Annotated in this window: 11 protein-coding genes, 1 pseudogene and 1 other annotated feature; of the genes and pseudogenes, 8 read left to right on the top strand and 4 right to left on the bottom strand. The window is 50.0% G+C overall.

Annotated elements, in window-relative coordinates:
• Positions 1 to 2: 2 nt before the first annotated feature.
• The 4 genes from spoIIE to rpoN form a co-directional block, all read right to left on the bottom strand.
• Positions 3 to 2,396, bottom strand: coding sequence for a stage II sporulation protein E (spoIIE, locus tag EJE48_RS10465; RefSeq protein ID WP_160117358.1), 2,394 nt, complete (start codon positions 2,394 to 2,396; stop codon positions 3 to 5).
• 192 nt (positions 2,397 to 2,588) lie between these two features.
• The gene (gene alaS, locus EJE48_RS10460) at positions 2,589 to 5,231 is read right to left on the bottom strand and encodes an alanine--tRNA ligase (RefSeq protein ID WP_118581016.1); all 2,643 of its coding nucleotides are present in this window, start codon (positions 5,229 to 5,231) and stop codon (positions 2,589 to 2,591) included.
• Between the two features lie 86 nt (positions 5,232 to 5,317).
• Positions 5,318 to 5,558: a binding site (T-box leader), on the bottom strand.
• A 47-nt stretch (positions 5,559 to 5,605) separates the two neighbouring features.
• On the bottom strand, positions 5,606 to 7,048 hold the full coding sequence (gene pdxR, locus EJE48_RS10450; RefSeq protein WP_160117357.1) for a MocR-like pyridoxine biosynthesis transcription factor PdxR: 1,443 nt from the start codon (positions 7,046 to 7,048) through the stop codon (positions 5,606 to 5,608).
• Positions 7,049 to 7,081: 33 nt separating this feature from the next.
• Positions 7,082 to 8,479, bottom strand: coding sequence for an RNA polymerase factor sigma-54 (gene rpoN, locus EJE48_RS10445; RefSeq protein ID WP_160117356.1), 1,398 nt, complete (start codon positions 8,477 to 8,479; stop codon positions 7,082 to 7,084).
• 459 nt (positions 8,480 to 8,938) lie between these two features.
• Between rpoN and rsxC the strand changes: the two genes are divergently transcribed.
• From rsxC to EJE48_RS10405, 8 genes and pseudogenes are all read left to right on the top strand, one after another.
• Complete coding sequence (gene rsxC, locus EJE48_RS10440; RefSeq protein WP_118581026.1) at positions 8,939 to 10,330, top strand: electron transport complex subunit RsxC; 1,392 nt, start codon at positions 8,939 to 8,941, stop codon at positions 10,328 to 10,330.
• An 18-nt stretch (positions 10,331 to 10,348) separates the two neighbouring features.
• Positions 10,349 to 11,302 (top strand): RnfABCDGE type electron transport complex subunit D, encoded by a 954-nt coding sequence (locus EJE48_RS10435; RefSeq protein WP_118581029.1) that lies wholly within the window; start codon positions 10,349 to 10,351, stop codon positions 11,300 to 11,302.
• A gap of 2 nt (positions 11,303 to 11,304) precedes the next feature.
• Positions 11,305 to 11,841: an RnfABCDGE type electron transport complex subunit G gene (locus tag EJE48_RS10430; protein WP_016407093.1), complete on the top strand. Its 537-nt coding sequence runs from the start codon at positions 11,305 to 11,307 to the stop codon at positions 11,839 to 11,841.
• Positions 11,841 to 12,434: pseudogene (rsxE, locus tag EJE48_RS10425) on the top strand (electron transport complex subunit RsxE); the annotation flags it as partial. The gene EJE48_RS10430 and the pseudogene rsxE, both read left to right, overlap by 1 nt.
• A 20-nt stretch (positions 12,435 to 12,454) precedes the next feature.
• Complete coding sequence (gene rsxA, locus EJE48_RS10420; RefSeq protein ID WP_016407091.1) at positions 12,455 to 13,033, top strand: electron transport complex subunit RsxA; 579 nt, start codon at positions 12,455 to 12,457, stop codon at positions 13,031 to 13,033.
• A gap of 19 nt (positions 13,034 to 13,052) precedes the next feature.
• The gene (gene rnfB, locus EJE48_RS10415) at positions 13,053 to 13,967 is read left to right on the top strand and encodes an RnfABCDGE type electron transport complex subunit B (RefSeq protein ID WP_118581035.1); all 915 of its coding nucleotides are present in this window, start codon (positions 13,053 to 13,055) and stop codon (positions 13,965 to 13,967) included.
• 155 nt (positions 13,968 to 14,122) lie between these two features.
• On the top strand, positions 14,123 to 14,383 hold the full coding sequence (locus EJE48_RS10410) for a DUF4321 domain-containing protein (protein ID WP_016407089.1): 261 nt from the start codon (positions 14,123 to 14,125) through the stop codon (positions 14,381 to 14,383).
• A gap of 198 nt (positions 14,384 to 14,581) precedes the next feature.
• On the top strand, positions 14,582 to 15,613 hold the full coding sequence (locus tag EJE48_RS10405; RefSeq protein WP_174707779.1) for a rod shape-determining protein: 1,032 nt from the start codon (positions 14,582 to 14,584) through the stop codon (positions 15,611 to 15,613).
• Positions 15,614 to 15,637: the final 24 nt, after the last annotated feature.

Here is a 15,637-nt window from a genome sequence, read left to right as displayed (position 1 = left end):
ATTTATACCTGCTTCTGCCAGAATCGTCCGGCAAGAACGGTCATATCGTCCCGTCTGCCGTCCCTGCGCTCCTTTTTTGCCTCCTGCAAAATATATTCCGCCGCGTCCTGCGGGTTTGACATCGGGAAGGCGGTCAGCTTCGCCTTGAGCCATGCGCCCGTCTGCTCCTCGCCGCCGAGGGCATCGGTAATCCCGTCCGTCACCATCAGAATCATGTCCCCATCCTTGAGGCGCATTTCATTTTTCTCCGGCTCTACCTGCTTGAGGATGCCCGCAGGCAGCGTCACCGCACGCAGAGAGATGATGCGGTCTCTCCGCCAGATAAACGATGCCACCGCGCCCAGCTTGATGAATTCGGCATGCCCGTCAAAAAGGTTCACATGGCAGATATCGAGGGTCGCATAGGCCTCCTCTCCCCTGCGCAGCAGAAGCGCAGAATTGATCATCCGCACCGCAAGCGCGCGGTCAAAGCCTGCCTCCGTGAATTGCTCCAGAAGCTCAATGGCAATGCGGCTTTCCTTCGCCGCCTGCTCTCCCGTTCCCATGCCGTCGGAAAGAGCAAGCAGGGCGTTGCCCCGTTCCGTTTCCAGAAATGCCGCCGCATCTCCTGTCGGCCTTCCTTCCTCCGCAGGGGCATAAACCGCCGCCGTCGTGAGGGAAAAGGCAGGTGCCTCCCGAAACAGCAGGCTGCATTCCCTCCCCTTCGCATCCACCGAGCAGGTGCCCTCCTCCAGCAAAACCATGGGGCAGCCCATCGTTTTTCTGACTAGCGGCAGAACCTTATCCTTGCAGCTGCCCTTTCCGCCGCAGGCAGGCAAAACCACCCTCACCTGCTTGCGCCGATGAGCCTTTTCCTCTGTAATGATGACCTCCTTCGGGGAAAGCCCCTGCTTTTTCAGCGCATGGCGCAGCTCCTTTTCTGCACCTTCCAGAAAAATACAGTTCAGCTCCATCTGCCCCGAAAGGGATTCCATAATTTCTCCCACCGCCAGAAGCTGTTGTCCGACCAGCTCGCGGCACTCCCTCAGGCGGCTTGTCCATAAGCAGTCCCTTCTGTACAGTCCATACACCTCATTTATGGTGTCCACAAGGGTGTCCACTCTTGGACAGGTGTCCGCAAATTCCTGCGGCAAATCGGATGCCCGAAACCGCCCCAGACTGTCGCAGTGAGAAAGTGCGGCAAAGGTCATGCCATAGGTTTTGTATAAATCCTCCTCCCAGCAGAAATGCGCCAAACCGCAGTCCTGACAAGCCTTTCCCGCAATGGTATCAACCAGCCTTGCAATCTCGCCTCTGTCCTTTCGTTCCCCCTCCCGAACAAAGGTTTTCGCCAAAGCATCAAATGCCGCGGATACGCCCAGAAGCTTCTCCTCCGTCAGCTCCTTCATTTTTGTATACCTGTCTTGGGGGCCTTCCGTTTCCCGCAGACCGCCGTATTTTTCCAGCAAAGCCTTGGGGAACAGGGAAAACAGCAGCGCCCCGCTTATCAATCCTCCTATCCAAATCGGGTTCAGCAACGTCATATCTATGTAAAACAGAAAAATGCAGGGGGCTAGCAGCATTGCAAGGGCAGAGGCCAACCTGCCCAGATCTCTCATGCAGCCCGCCAACATTCCCCCTAAAGCGAGGGCAGCGAAAAGAGGCAGCTTGGCACCGCCGGAAAGCAGCAGCAGCAACCCCAGAAACACACCGGCAGCCGCACCGCCGCCGATCCCCTCCTGCCTTGCGGCAAGAAGCAGAAAAAACGCAGATGCCATCGGCAGCAGAAATGCGCCGATCGGGCGGTTTTGCAGGGACGCAAGCCCTGCCAGAACGCCCCCTGCCAGAAGCAGGAGCGAAAGCATTTCCTCTCTGGAGGGAATCACAGCCTTCCCATGCTCCAGCAGAAGCACCACGCCCTTCTGCACCAGATAACTGATGCCAAGCGTCAGCGCGCCCTCCACAGCGGCAATGGCAAAATAGAACCCCAGACCCTGTCGGCTGACAGCAAAAAAGATACCTGCCAGCACCGAAGCAAGGGTGCCGAGAAGGGCCTTCTTTCCCATTTCCTGCCGTTCCAGAAAACGCCCCAGTGTCAGCTGAATGGCGAGCGCCGCCGCAAGCCCTGCGCCAGTCTTGAGCGGTGCATGGGCAAATGCCCCCAGTCCGACCGCAAGCCAGACCGCCCCAAAGAGCCACCCCTCCCCGAAAAAGGCAGAAAGATAGGCAAGCCCCATCGGGCGCAGCAGTCCCATCAGCTCAATCCTGCCCCAGAACAGCCCCATCAGGCAGAAGCCGCCGCCCTGCAGCAGGGTCTTCCATGGAAACGGCTTTTTCGGTTCCTTTTTCGGCAGGAGCATTTTGCCGAAGCGCGGTGTTTGTTCCGTATATTCCAATTTGATTTCTGTCTTTTCCATACTGCTTCCCTCCATACGCCCATTCTAAACAAACAGAACCGCTTTTTTTGTCAAAACGGGGCGAGGGCAGAAAGAAAGTTTCGACAAAAGCCGCTACGCTTCATCCGCAGCGCATAAAGCCTTCTGTGCAGACGCAAAAAAGGGTATCTCCTCTCGGAGATACCCTTTCTTTATATACGTTCTATTTTTAACTTACTTCATCTGTTCTGCAACGATTTCCTTTGCTTTTTCCAGTGCATCGGCAATCTTGGATGCGTCCTTGCCGCCTGCCTGCGCCATATTGGGACGACCGCCGCCGCCACCGCCGCAGACTGCTGCTGCCGCCTTGATGATATTGCCTGCATGTGCGCCCTTTTTCACAGCATCATCGGTTGCCATTGCCATCAGGCTTACTTTGCCGCCTGCCGCGCCTGCCAGAACGATTACGCCGCTGCCAAGCTTGTTTTTCAGCTGATCGCCAAGGGTACGCATTGCGTTGGCATCCATATCCTTGACCTCTGCCGCAAGCACTGCCACGCCATTGATATCAACCTTCTTGCTCAGCATTTCATCCGCAGCGCCGCCTGCCATTTTTGCTTTCAGCTTTTCCAGCTCCTTGGAAAGTTCCTTCTGCTCTGCCAAGAGCTGTTCCACTCTTGCCACCAGCTTATCGGGAGAGGTTTTCACCATCTGTGCCAGTGTACGCACCTCATCCTCCTGCGCCTGATAATGCAGGAGTGCGCCTTCGCCTGTCAGCGCTTCAATACGTCTGACACCTGCGGCAACGCCGTTTTCGGAAACAATTTTAAAGGAACCAACCTGTGCCGTATTTTTCAGATGTGCGCCGCCGCAAAGCTCAACGCTGTAGCCGCCCATATCAACCACGCGCACGATATCGCCGTATTTCTCGCCAAAGAGCGCCATTGCGCCCTTCTCTCTTGCCGCATCAATGCTCATTTCCTCCGCAACAATGGGATAGCTTGCGAAGATAGCTTCATTGACCAGTCTTTCCACCTCTTTGATTTCATCCGGTGTCATAGCGGTGAAATGGGTGAAGTCGAAACGCAGTCTGTCTGCGCTGACATAGGAGCCGGACTGCTCAACGTGTGTCCCCAGAACAGTTCTCAATGCCTTCTGCAGCAGATGGGTTGCGGAGTGGTTTCTTGCGGAAGCCATTCTGTGTTTTTTGTCGATTTCTGCACAGGCAATATCGCCAACGGTAACGGAGCCTTCCTCTACCACGCCCTGATGCGCGATTTTGCCGCCGATTACCTTCATGCAGTTTGTTACCTTAACTACGCCGTTTGCGGTTTTGATGATACCATGATCGCCAACCTGACCGCCGCTTTCTGCGTAGAAGGGAGTTCTGTCGAGGAATACCACAACGGAATCCTCTGCCTGTGCGCCATCTGCAACGGCATCGTTTGCAACCAGAGCAACGATTTTTGCATCCGCTACGGTATCCACATCATAGCCTGCAAATTTTGTTTCCAGATCGGTAGGCAGCTCATCGTATACGGTTACGGCTGCGCCCATGTAGCCCTCGCCGCCTCTTGCCTTACGCGCACGATCCTTCTGTGCCTGCATTTCCTTCGCAAAAGCCTCCTCATCCACGCGCATGCCTGCTTCTTCCAGAATTTCCTTTGTCAAATCAACAGGGAAGCCATAGGTATCATACAGGCGGAAGGATTTTTCGCCGCTCATCACGGTTTCGCCTGCGGCTTTCATTTCCTCCATATCCTCCTTGAGGATTTCCATACCCTTATCGATAGTCTTATAGAAGCTGTTCTCCTCGATGGAAAGAATCTTAAAGATATAATCCTGCTTATCCACCAGCTCAGGATATGCTTCGCCGCTGCAGGTGATAACAGCCTTGGAAAGCTCTGCAAGGAATTCACCCTGAATACCCAAAAGCTTGCCATGGCGCGCCGCACGACGCAGCAGTCTTCTCAATACATAGCCGCGCCCTTCGTTGGAGGGCAGAACGCCGTCTGCGGTCATGATTGTAACGGAACGGATATGGTCTGTGATGATACGAACGGAAACGTCAATCTTATGCTCCTTGCCATATTCCACGCCTGCCTTCTGACAAACCGCATCGCGGATATATTTTACGGTATCCACATCGAAAATGGAATCTACGCCCTGCATGATGGTTGCCATACGTTCCAGACCCATGCCGGTATCTACGTTTTTATGATCCAGCTCGGTATAGGTGCCATCCTCATGCGCATCGAACTGTGTCAAAACCAGATTCCAGAATTCCATGTATCTGTCGCAGTCACAGCCAACGCCACAGGTAGGGCTGTTGCAGCCATATTCGGGACCGCGGTCATAATAGATTTCCGTACAGGGGCCACAGGGACCTGTACCATGCTGCCAGAAGTTATCCTCCTTGCCAAGCTTCTTGATTCTGTCCCAAGGCAGACCAACCTTTTCATGCCAGATTTCGCCTGTTTCGTCATCCTCCTCATAGATGGTGACATACAGCTTATCCTCAGGGATTTCCAGCCATTTGGTAACAAACTCCCAAGACCAAGGGATGATTTCGTTCTTAAAATAATCGCCAAAGGAGAAATCGCCCAGCATTTCAAAAAATGTGCCGTGGCGCGCGGTTTTGCCGACATTATCAATATCCCCTGTACGGATACATTTCTGACAGGTTGTGACACGCTTACTGGGGGGTGTTTCCTGCCCTGTGAAGTATGCCTTCATGGGTGCCATACCGGAGTTAATCAACAGCAGGCTCTTGTCGTTACGGGGAACGACGGAAAAGGATTTCAGACGCAGATGGTCTTTGGATTCAAAGAACTGCAGAAACAGCTCTCTGATTTCGTTTACACCGAGATTTTTCATAGCTTTTCCTCCTTAAAAAGATAAAAATATAATTCCCACAATAAAATCCTGTTTTTTGGGTAATGAAAAAAATCCCTGTTCCGAAGAACAGGGACGAATTTACCGTGGTACCACCCTAGTTACGGCTTTGCTGCCGTCACTCGAAATCGTTAACGCCGATTTACGCCGCAATATACTTTTTTATTCCACTGCGGAGCCTGTTTCCTTTGAAGAAACAAGAGAAACCGAAAAGACTGCTTCCATTCTGTGCTGCTGAGGCTTTCCCACCAAGCTGCCTCTCTCTGAAAGTCCGAACCAAAATGTACTCCTTCTTTTCCTGACTTTTTTCTGTTTTTCTAATAATGATTTGATTATAGGCACTTGAAATCCGTTTGTCAAGGCAGTGTAAGAAATTTTTCCTCCAGCATGGCGCGAATCATATCCCCGATGCGCTTCAGCCCAACCTCTATCTTATCATCACTGAGGTTCAGGAAGCTGAGACGGATATGGCGATTTTCCTCGCCGCTGATATCATACTGACTGCCGGGGGTGAGAATGACGTTCTTTTCCAGCATACGGCTGCAAAGCGCTTCTGCGCCCACGCCCACGGGCAGCTCCACCCAAAGGCTGACACCGCCGTTTGGCTGTCCGTATTTCGCCACATCGGAGAGATATTTTCTTGCGGCGGAAAGCATTTTGCGGTATTTCTCGCCGCCGTAGCGCCTTGCCTGTGCGGCATGCTCCCCCCAGCCAAATTCGCGCAGATAATATTCCAAGGCTCTCTGGATAAAGCCGGAGGTGGAAATATCTGTCGTATATTTTGCTTCCATGACTGCCTGATGGATTTTCTTCGGCAACACAATCAGCCCCATGCGCAGACCGGGCATGAGGATTTTGGAAAAGCTTTTGATATAAATGACACGATTTTTATAATCTAACGCCTTCAGGGGAACAATCGGCTCCTTATCATAATGGAAATCGTAAAAATCGTCCTCCTCGATGATATAGGTATCGTATTTTTCTGCCAGCTCAAGCAGGCGGCGTTTTTTCTCCATGGAATAGGAGATGCCTGTCGGGGTCTGATAATATGCCATCATATAAATAAAACGCGGATGATACAGCTTGAGGAAATTTTCCAGAATGACCATATCCATGCCATCCTCCTCCAGAGGAATCTCTATCAGCTTGCCCCCACGGGACAGAAATGCACCCGCTGCACCGTAAAACGTGGGCTTTTCCACAAAAACAACATCCCCATAGCGCAGCATCGCCTTTGAAATGATATCAATGCCCTGCTGTGCGCCGGAGATGATCTGCACGTTTTCCGGAGAGGTTTTGATGCCATAATTCATAAGATAACGGCAAAGCTGCTCGCGCAGGGGGGCATAGCCCATGCTGTCCATATAGCGGAAGGCTCCGCCCTTTTCCCTATCCAGCACCGCATTGAACGCCTCCTTAAACGCATCCACAGGGAACATTTCATTCGGCAGAGAGGTGCTTGTAAAATTGATGGCATTTTCCATGGAAAGACCGCTTTCAAAGGAACGGAGATTGCGGCTTGCCACAGGCTCCGGAATATGCTCCACAGGCAGGGGCGAAACAAAGGTGCCACTGCCCACGCGCGAATAGACCAGCTGCTTTTTCTCAAGCAGCTTATACGCATTGACAATCGTAACAGTATTCACTCCGAAATGCTCCGCCGTTTTGCGGATGGGCGGCAGCTTGCTGTTGGCAAGCAGAACACCATCCGTAATCATCCCCTCAATGCCCTCTGCCAGCTGCTGATAAAGAGGAACGGCACTTGATTTATGCAGCTGTAGCTGAAAAATTTCTACCATATTAAGTATACTCCAAATCATTAAAATCTCATTTTACTTTTCTGCGTCGTATCGCTTTCTGCCAGATGCCCCTGCAATGCCCATGGCTTCTCTGTACTTTGCAACGGTGCGGCGACAAATCTGCACACCCTCCGCGGTCAGGCGCTCCGTCAGCTCCCGATCACTGAGGGGTTTTGTTTTTTCCTCCGCATCAATGATGGCACGCAGGCGGTTCTTGATGCTGTCCGCAGAAACATTTTCCGCCGCTTCCGTCTTTGCCATTGCCTTGGACTTTGCCATTGCCTTGGAAAAGAAGGTATGCAACGGGAACACACCGCGTTCACACTGCAAATATTTTTCCTTGACCGCACGGCTGACGGTGGATTCATGGATATTGAGCTGCTCTGCAATATCCACCAGACGCAAAGGCACAAGCTGCCCCTGCGGCTCCGAGAAAAAATCCCTCTGCTTTCCCACGATGGCTTCCACCACCTGCTGTAAGGTGCTTTCTCTGCGGCTGATGCACTGCAATGCCCACTCGGCACGCTTCAGCTGCTCTGCAATATATTCCTCCGTCTGTGCATCCGCTTTTTCGCGCAGCAGCTTCACATAGCTATGGCTGACGGTAAGACGGGGCATCACGGTTGTGTTTGTGGTGACGATAAATTCCTCGCCCCTGCGCTCCACCAGAACATCCGGCACGACATATTGCACATTGTCCTCCCCTGCAAAGCCACTGCCAGGCTTGGGCTGACAGGAGCGAATTTCCTGCAGGGCACGCATGAGCCGCTCCATGGAAATCTTTTCTGCCTTCGCGATATAGGAAAGGCGGTTTTTCGCCAGCTCATCCAGATAATTTCTTGTGACCTTCATGGAAAGGGCAGAGGCGTTTTTCTGCTTCAGCTGAATGAGCAGACACTCCTGCAAATTTCTTGCCCCCACACCGGAGGGCTCCAAGGCTTGAAACTGTGCCAGAATTCTTGCGGCAGTGGATTTTTTCATCGGATATTTTTCCATCATCATTTCGATGGCATCCTTTTCCAGATAGCCGCTTTCGGCAGTACTCTCCGCCAGAAACCGCAGGACTGCCTTATGTCCTGCCGGAATTTTTTGTATATTTATCTGAAAAAGGAGAAATTCGCGCAGACTCTGCCCTTCTTTTCTGCCGAAGGCATTCGTTTCGCGCTCCTTTTCCTCCTGCTCATGCTCCATGCGGTAAAGGCTGCGGTTCTGCTCATCCGCCTCCTCAAGCCATTCCAGCTTTTGCAGCAGCTCCGTATTTTCCTGCTGCACGGGCTCCTTTTCCTCATTCCATTCCACAAGGGGGTTCTCCTCCGCAAATTCTCGGATATATTCGGAAAGGGTCACGGCATTCATCTGCAAAATCTCCACAGACTGCTGCATTTTCTGTGATAAAATCTGTTTTTGCTGCACCTGAAGCGACAGCTCCATAAAAAATCCCCCTTTCTTGATGCTTGATTGCATTTATTTTATCATAAAATCTAATATAATCCCACCATTTTGTTTAAATATCCCTAAAAAAGCAGAGAAAATATGCCAAGATTATGGTAATAAATTAACATTTACTTTTATAGATAATAAGTGTAAACTATATGAGATGATTCATTCGCATACAAATTATTTTTTTGTTTTGCGGATGTCTTAGCAATATTATAACGCAAAGATCAGATTTCGACATTATTTTGTGGAAGAAGGGTTCTTTTCTGGAATAATCAGGTGAAAATTTCTTTTGAAAAAAAGTTTTTTCGCCTTTTTTCTGCAAAATTATTGAGAAATTCTTATTTTTGTATTAAAATATTGCTGTTATATTATAGTTATTTTCTTACAAAAGTATAACTTTAAACCAGCGCCATCCCTGGCGCACGACAAATTTGAACAGAGGGGGATAATATGCAAGCTTTAACGTTCAAACGTGGTGTACATCCTCCTGATGGGAAAGAACTGGCAAAAGACCAGCCCATCAAGGTGATTATGCCCAAAGAAAACTCTGAGTTGTTCTACCCTATGAGCCAGCACATCGGTGCTCCTTGTGATCCACTGGTTGCCGTTGGCGATCATGTAAAGGTAGGACAGAAAATCGCTGAGTCCGGCGCATTCATGTCTTCTCCTATCTTCGCCTCCGTTTCCGGCGAAGTTGTAGACATCAGACCTATGCTCGTACCCGGTGGTGCAATGGTAAAGGCTATCGTTGTAAAGAACGACGGCAAAATGGAAGAGATCGAAGGTCTCAACGAAGGTAAGGATTACACAACCATGACAAATGACGAAATTCTGGCAGCAATCAAAAATGCCGGCGTTGTTGGTCTGGGTGGTGCAGGTTTCCCTACACACGTAAAACTGAACCCTCCCAAGGACACACCCATCGATCACATCCTCATCAATGCGGCTGAATGTGAGCCCTACCTCACATGTGACTACCGCCTGATGCTGGAAGAACCCGAAAGAATCGTAAGAGGTCTGCAGATTATGCTGAAGCTGCATCCCAATGCAAAGGGCGTAATCGGTATCGAAATGAACAAGCCCGAAGCAATCGCTTCCATGCAGAAAGCATGCGAGGGCATTGATAATATCACTGTTCAGCCTCTGGTAACAAAATTCCCTCAGGGCTCCGAAAAACACCTGATTTATGCTATCACAAAGAGAGAAGTAAAATCCGGCGCACTGCCCGCATCCGCAGGCTGTATCGTAGACAACGTAGATACTGTTGTTGCAATCGAAAGAGCAATCTGCAAGGGCAGACCTCTGATGAGAAGAATCGTTACTGTTTCCGGTAAGGGTATCAAAAACCCCGGCAACTACAAAATCAGAATCGGCATGACGCTGAGAGATCTGGTAGATGCCATTGGCGGTTTCAATGAAGCAAACCCTCCCGTAAAGCTGATTGCAGGTGGTCCTATGATGGGTCCCACACTGTATACTTTGGATGTTGCGTCTGTTAAGACAACCTCCGGTCTGCTTTGCTTCACAAAGGACGAAGCATACATTCCCGAAGAAAGAAACTGCATCCGTTGCGGTAAATGCGTAGAGCATTGCCCTATGGGCCTGATGCCCTTCATGCTGAATGCCTTTGCAATCAAGGGCGACGGCGAAGGCTTTGTAAAGCATCACGGTCTGGATTGTATCGAATGTGGTTCTTGTTCCTACGAATGTCCTGCAAAGCGTCAGCTGGCGCAGTCCATCAGAGCGACAAAGAAAATCGAAGCAGGCAAGAAGGCAGCAGCCGCTGCAGCAGCAAGAGCAAAAGCAGAGGCTGAGAAAAAGGCCGCTGAGGAAAAGAAATAAGAAGGGGGAGAATAAAACATGGCTAATTTTGTAGTATCCGGTACCCCTCACGTGCGTTCCAAAGAATCCATCCAGAGCATTATGCGTGATGTTATCATCGCTCTGGTTCCTGCAACAGCAGCGGGTATCTATTATTTCGGCCTGAGAGCACTGATTCTGATTGTAGCTGCAATCATTTCTGCTGTTTTCTTTGAATGGCTGTATGAAAAAATCACAAAAAAACCTGTTACAATCAACGATTTGTCCGCAGTTGTAACCGGTCTGTTACTGGCAATGAACCTTCCTGCATCCGCTCCCGTTTGGGTTGCAATCGTAGGTAGTGCATTTGCCATCATCTTTGCAAAACAACTGTTTGGCGGTCTGGGCCAGAACTTCATCAACCCTGCACTGGCAGGTCGTGCATTCCTGCTGGCTTCCTACCCCACAGAAATGACCACATGGGTTGTTCCCAACGGTCTTGCAGCAGATGCTGCTACATACGCAACACCCCTGGCACAGCTGAAAAACGGCGCACTGGATGCTTCCCTGAAGCAGCTGGTAATGGGTCAGGTTGGCGGTACCATCGGTGAAACCTGTGCAATCGCTCTGATTATCGGCGGTATCTACCTGCTGTACAAGCACGTAATCAGCTGGAAGATTCCCGTAATCTACATCGCAACCGTATTCATTCTGTTCGCAGTAATCGGCAGACACGGCATGCGTATGCCTTTGCAGGAAATCTTCGCCGGCGGCGTTATGCTGGGTGGTATCTTCATGGCAACTGACTACGCTTCTTCTCCCGTAACCCCTAAGGGTCAGGTTATCTTCGCTGTCGGCGCAGGTCTTTTGACTTACCTGATTCGTACCTTCGGCGGTTATCCGGAAGGCGTATCCTATTCTATTCTGATTATGAACTGCTGTGTACCTCTGATTGAAAGATTCACAGAACCTACAATCTTCGGTGCACTGCCTAAAACAAAGGAGGCGAAATAAGCATGGACTCTAAAGCAGTAGTTAAACCCGCGATCGTTCTGTTGCTTATCTCCGCTATCGCAGCCGGTATTCTGGGTGTTGTATCCGAAGTAACCGCTGCTCCTATTGCTGCACAGAACGAAAAATCTCTGAATGAAGGTATGCAGGCAGTTATGCCCGACGCATCCTCCTTCGAGCTGCTGGATGCTGATCTGACAGGCACAATCACAGCAGTATACAAAGGCGATAACGGCGGTTTCGTTATCACAACAGAGCCCGGCGGTTTCGGCGGCGCTGTAAAAACAATGGTTGGCATTGATGCTGACGGTACAATCACAGGTCTGCGTGTAACAGGTCATTCCGAAACAGCAGGTCTGGGTGCAAAGGCAACCGATCCTTCCTTCTACGAACAGTTCACAGGCAAATCCGGTTCTGTTTCCGTAACAAAGGATGGCGGCGAAATTGTTCCCATCACAAGTGCAACAATTACTTCCAGAGCAGTTTGTGTCGGTGCGCAGGAAGCTCTTGATTGGGTCGCAGCGAATGGAGGTGCTTATTGATGGCTAACCCTATTAAAATTATCAAAAACGGCATTATCAATGAAAACCCTACATTCGTTCAGGTTATTGGTATGTGTCCTACTCTGGCGGTTACATCTTCCGCTATCAATGGTATCGGCATGGGCCTTTCCACAACAGCAGTACTGATTTTTGCGAACCTGTTTATCTCTCTGCTGAGAAAGGTAATCCCCGATACAGTACGTATCCCTTGCTTTATCGTTGTTATTGCTACATTCGTAACAATCATCGAGTTCCTGCTGAAGGCTTATCTGCCTGCACTGAACGCATCCCTGGGTCTGTACATTCCACTGATCGTAGTAAACTGTCTGATTCTGGCGCGTGCCGAAGCATTCGCTTCCAAAAATGGTCCCGTTGCTTCCGCATTCGATGGTATCGGTATGGGTCTTGGTTTCACCATCGCTCTGGGCTGTCTGGGTCTGGTGCGTGAATTCATCGGCAGCGGCACACTGTTCGACGTAACAGTTCTGCCCGAAGCATTCCCTAGAACACTGCTGTTCGTTATGGCTCCCGGTGGTTTCTTCACACTGGCTATTCTGATGGCTATTCTGAACCATTTCAGAAACAAAAAAGCATAAGAAGGAGGGGAAAATAAATGAATCTGATTTTGTTAGTATTGGCTGGCATTTTCGTAAACAACTACGTTATGTCCCAGTTCTTAGGTATCTGCCCCTTCCTCGGTGTTTCCAAGAAGGTAGATACAGCAGCCGGCATGGGCATGGCTGTAATCTTCGTAATGGCTCTGGCAGCAGCAGCAGCATGGTTGGTATACAACCTGATTCTGGTGCCTCTGAACATTACATTCCTGTATAACATTGCGTTCATTCTGCTGATCGCATCTTTGGTACAGTTCGTAGAAATGTTCCTGAAAAAATCTGCACCTGCTCTGTATCAGGCTCTGGGTGTATTCCTGCCCCTGATTACAACAAACTGCGCAGTATTGGGTGTAGCCGTTACAAATATGCAGAAGGGCTACAACTTCATCGAATCCGTTCTGAACGCAGTTGGTGGTGCTGCCGGTTTTGCTCTGGCAATCATTCTGTTTGCCGGTATTCGTGAAAGAATCGCTGACAATGAAACACCGAAGGCCTTCGATGGTTTCCCTATGGCTCTGATCACAGCTGGTCTGATGTCTATCGCATTCCTGGGCTTCTCCGGTCTGATCAAACTGTAATAGAGGAGGGTAAAAGAATATGGATCCAATGAGTATTTTATTTCCCGTTCTGAGTGTCGGCGGTATGGGCGTTGTTTTCGGCGCTTGCTTGGGTGTTGCGAGTGAAGTTTTCAAGGTTGAAGAAGACCCTCGTATCGGTCAGGTTTTGGAATGTCTGCCCGGCGCTAACTGCGGTGGTTGTGGTTTCCCCGGTTGTGGTGGTTGTGCATCTGCAATCGTTGCCGGTACAGCTCCTGTAAATGCCTGCCCCGTTGGTGGCGCAGCAGTTGCTGAAAAGGTTGGCGCTATCATGGGTGTTGCAGCTTCCTCTGCTGAACCCGTTGCCGCTTTCGTAAAGTGCGGTGGTACTTGCGATAAAGCAAAAAATAAATACGATTATTTCGGCATTGACGATTGTAACATGGCTGTTCAGCTTGCAGGTCAGGGTGCAAAATCCTGCTCCTATGGCTGTCTGGGTCTGGGCAGCTGCAAGAAGGCTTGTGCCTTCGGCGCAATCGAAATCGTTGACGGTGTTGCAGTAATTGATAAAGATAAATGTGTTGCCTGCGGCAAATGCGTTTCCACTTGCCCCAAACACATCATCGAGCTGCTGCCCGCTAAGAAGAAAGTTAAAGTACAGTGCTCCTCCAAGGATATGGGTAAGAATGTAATCCCCAACTGCTCCGTTGGTTGTATCGCTTGTAAGATTTGCGAAAAGAACTGTCCTTTCGACGCTATTCATGTAATTGATAACCTTGCTGTTATTGATTACACCAAATGTAAGGCTTGCGGCATCTGTGCAAACAAATGCCCTAAGGGCGTGCTGACAGGCAAGAGACCTGCACAGCCTGCGGCTCCCGCCGCTGCTGCACCCGCAGCGCCCAAGGCTGCTCCTGCTGCTGAAGCTCCCAAGGCTGAAGCACCTAAGGCAGAAGAAGCTCCCAAGGCTGAATAATTCAGACTTTTCAAAGACTCTCTGAGAAATCAGGGAGTCTTTTTTTGTTGCTAAAAAAATCTTTTATGATTCTGTTCGCTTTACCCCTCTGGAAAAGTATGCTATACTAAATCAGTTATAAATAAATGAATTTTTTCTGTAAAGGAGGATTTGCTATGAGAGGACGTTCCTCACAAAATATCTGGATACTGGTGCTGCTTATGCTTGCAGGCGTGGTTCTGGGCGGCTTTATCGCAAAACTGGTCGGCGGTGTTTCTGCACTCAGCTGGCTTGCATACGGTAACAGCTTCGGGCTTTCCTCTCCGCTTATGCTGGATTTAGGCGTGCTGACATTGCAATTTGGGCTGACCATCCGCTTTACCATTGCGGGTATCATCGGCATTATTCTGGCGTTTTTCATTTACAGAAAGCTATAATGATTTTCAGGGGGCAAACGATTTTGCCCTTTCCTTTTTTTCAGGAAAAACCATTCTTTTTTTATGAAAAATACGGCTCTTTTCTTGAAAAGAATACAAAAAAGCGGTATGATAAAATGTAAGACAAAATTTAAGAGATACCATAGCTGCCGCACACACGGCGGCGTTTCCAATAATGAAAGGGGTAAAAAGAATATGATGTTCAATGCCAAAGATATGGGAATTGACTTGGGTACTGCCAATACCCTTGTCTATATGAGAGAAAAAGGAATCATCGTGAATGAGCCTTCCGTTGTTGCCATCAACACGGACACCAGAGAGGTTCTGGCTGTCGGCAACGAAGCGAAGGATATGATCGGGCGTACCCCCGGCAATATCGTTGCCATCCGCCCCATGAAGGACGGCGTTATCGCAGACTTCGACGTAACACAGGCTATGCTGCGTTATTTCATCAATAAGGCGTATGTACGCTCTCTCTTTGGGCCCAAGCCTCGCATTGTAATCTGTGTGCCTTCCGGCGTAACAGAGGTAGAAAAGCGCGCCGTTCTGGAGGCTGCCATTGCCGCAGGCTCCAAGGAAAAGGACACCTATCTGATTGAAGAACCCATGGCAGCGGCGATTGGTGCAGGTCTGCCCGTTGCAGAGCCCACCGGCAGCATGGTTGTTGATATCGGCGGCGGCACAAGCGAGGTTGCTATCATTTCCCTTGGCGGCATTGTTACAAGCACCTCTCTGCGTGTGGCAGGTGACGCACTGGACAGCGCGATTGTAAACTATATCCGTAAGGAATTTTCTCTGGCAGTCGGTGACCGTACCGCAGAGGAAATCAAGATTACCATCGGCTCTGCGTATCCTCTGGACAGAGAGGAAAAAATGGAAATCCGCGGACGCGATTTAGTCAGCGGTCTGCCCATGACCATCGAAATCAATTCCATTCACATTCGCGAAGCACTGGCGGAGCCCGTTGGCTCTATCATCAACAGCATTAAGCAGACCCTGGAGGCAACCCCTCCCGAACTGGCTGCGGATATCATGGAATACGGCATTACACTGACAGGCGGCGGCGCGCATCTGCGCGGACTGGATAAGCTGATTACCGCGGAAACAGGCATGCCCGTTAATATTGCGAACGAACCCCTGAACTGTGTTGCTCTGGGCACAGGGATGGTTCTGGAACAGGTAGATAAGCTGAAATCTGTTCTGATTTCTCCCAGAAAAGCATTATTCTGATTTTAAACACACCGAAAGGAGCAT

The sequence above is a fragment of the Anaerotignum faecicola genome, from assembly GCF_003865035.1.
GTDB lineage: Bacteria > Bacillota > Clostridia > Lachnospirales > Anaerotignaceae > Anaerotignum_A > Anaerotignum_A faecicola.
This window is presented reverse-complemented; position numbering and strand designations above follow the sequence as displayed.

Bases quoted from the DNA above. Each gene is read 5' to 3' on its own strand.
- rsxC (WP_118581026.1), top strand. From the start codon at position 8,939: ATGCAAGCTTTAACGTTCAAACGTGGTGTACATCCTCCTGATGGGAAA.
- pdxR (WP_160117357.1), bottom strand. From the start codon at position 7,048: ATGGTAGAAATTTTTCAGCTACAGCTGCATAAATCAAGTGCCGTTCCT.
- alaS (WP_118581016.1), bottom strand. From the start codon at position 5,231: ATGAAAAATCTCGGTGTAAACGAAATCAGAGAGCTGTTTCTGCAGTTC.
- EJE48_RS10405 (WP_174707779.1), top strand. From the start codon at position 14,582: ATGTTCAATGCCAAAGATATGGGAATTGACTTGGGTACTGCCAATACC.
- EJE48_RS10410 (WP_016407089.1), top strand. From the start codon at position 14,123: ATGAGAGGACGTTCCTCACAAAATATCTGGATACTGGTGCTGCTTATG.
- spoIIE (WP_160117358.1), bottom strand. From the start codon at position 2,396: ATGGAAAAGACAGAAATCAAATTGGAATATACGGAACAAACACCGCGC.
- EJE48_RS10430 (WP_016407093.1), top strand. From the start codon at position 11,305: ATGGACTCTAAAGCAGTAGTTAAACCCGCGATCGTTCTGTTGCTTATC.
- EJE48_RS10435 (WP_118581029.1), top strand. From the start codon at position 10,349: ATGGCTAATTTTGTAGTATCCGGTACCCCTCACGTGCGTTCCAAAGAA.
- rpoN (WP_160117356.1), bottom strand. From the start codon at position 8,479: ATGGAGCTGTCGCTTCAGGTGCAGCAAAAACAGATTTTATCACAGAAA.
- rsxA (WP_016407091.1), top strand. From the start codon at position 12,455: ATGAATCTGATTTTGTTAGTATTGGCTGGCATTTTCGTAAACAACTAC.
- rnfB (WP_118581035.1), top strand. From the start codon at position 13,053: ATGGATCCAATGAGTATTTTATTTCCCGTTCTGAGTGTCGGCGGTATG.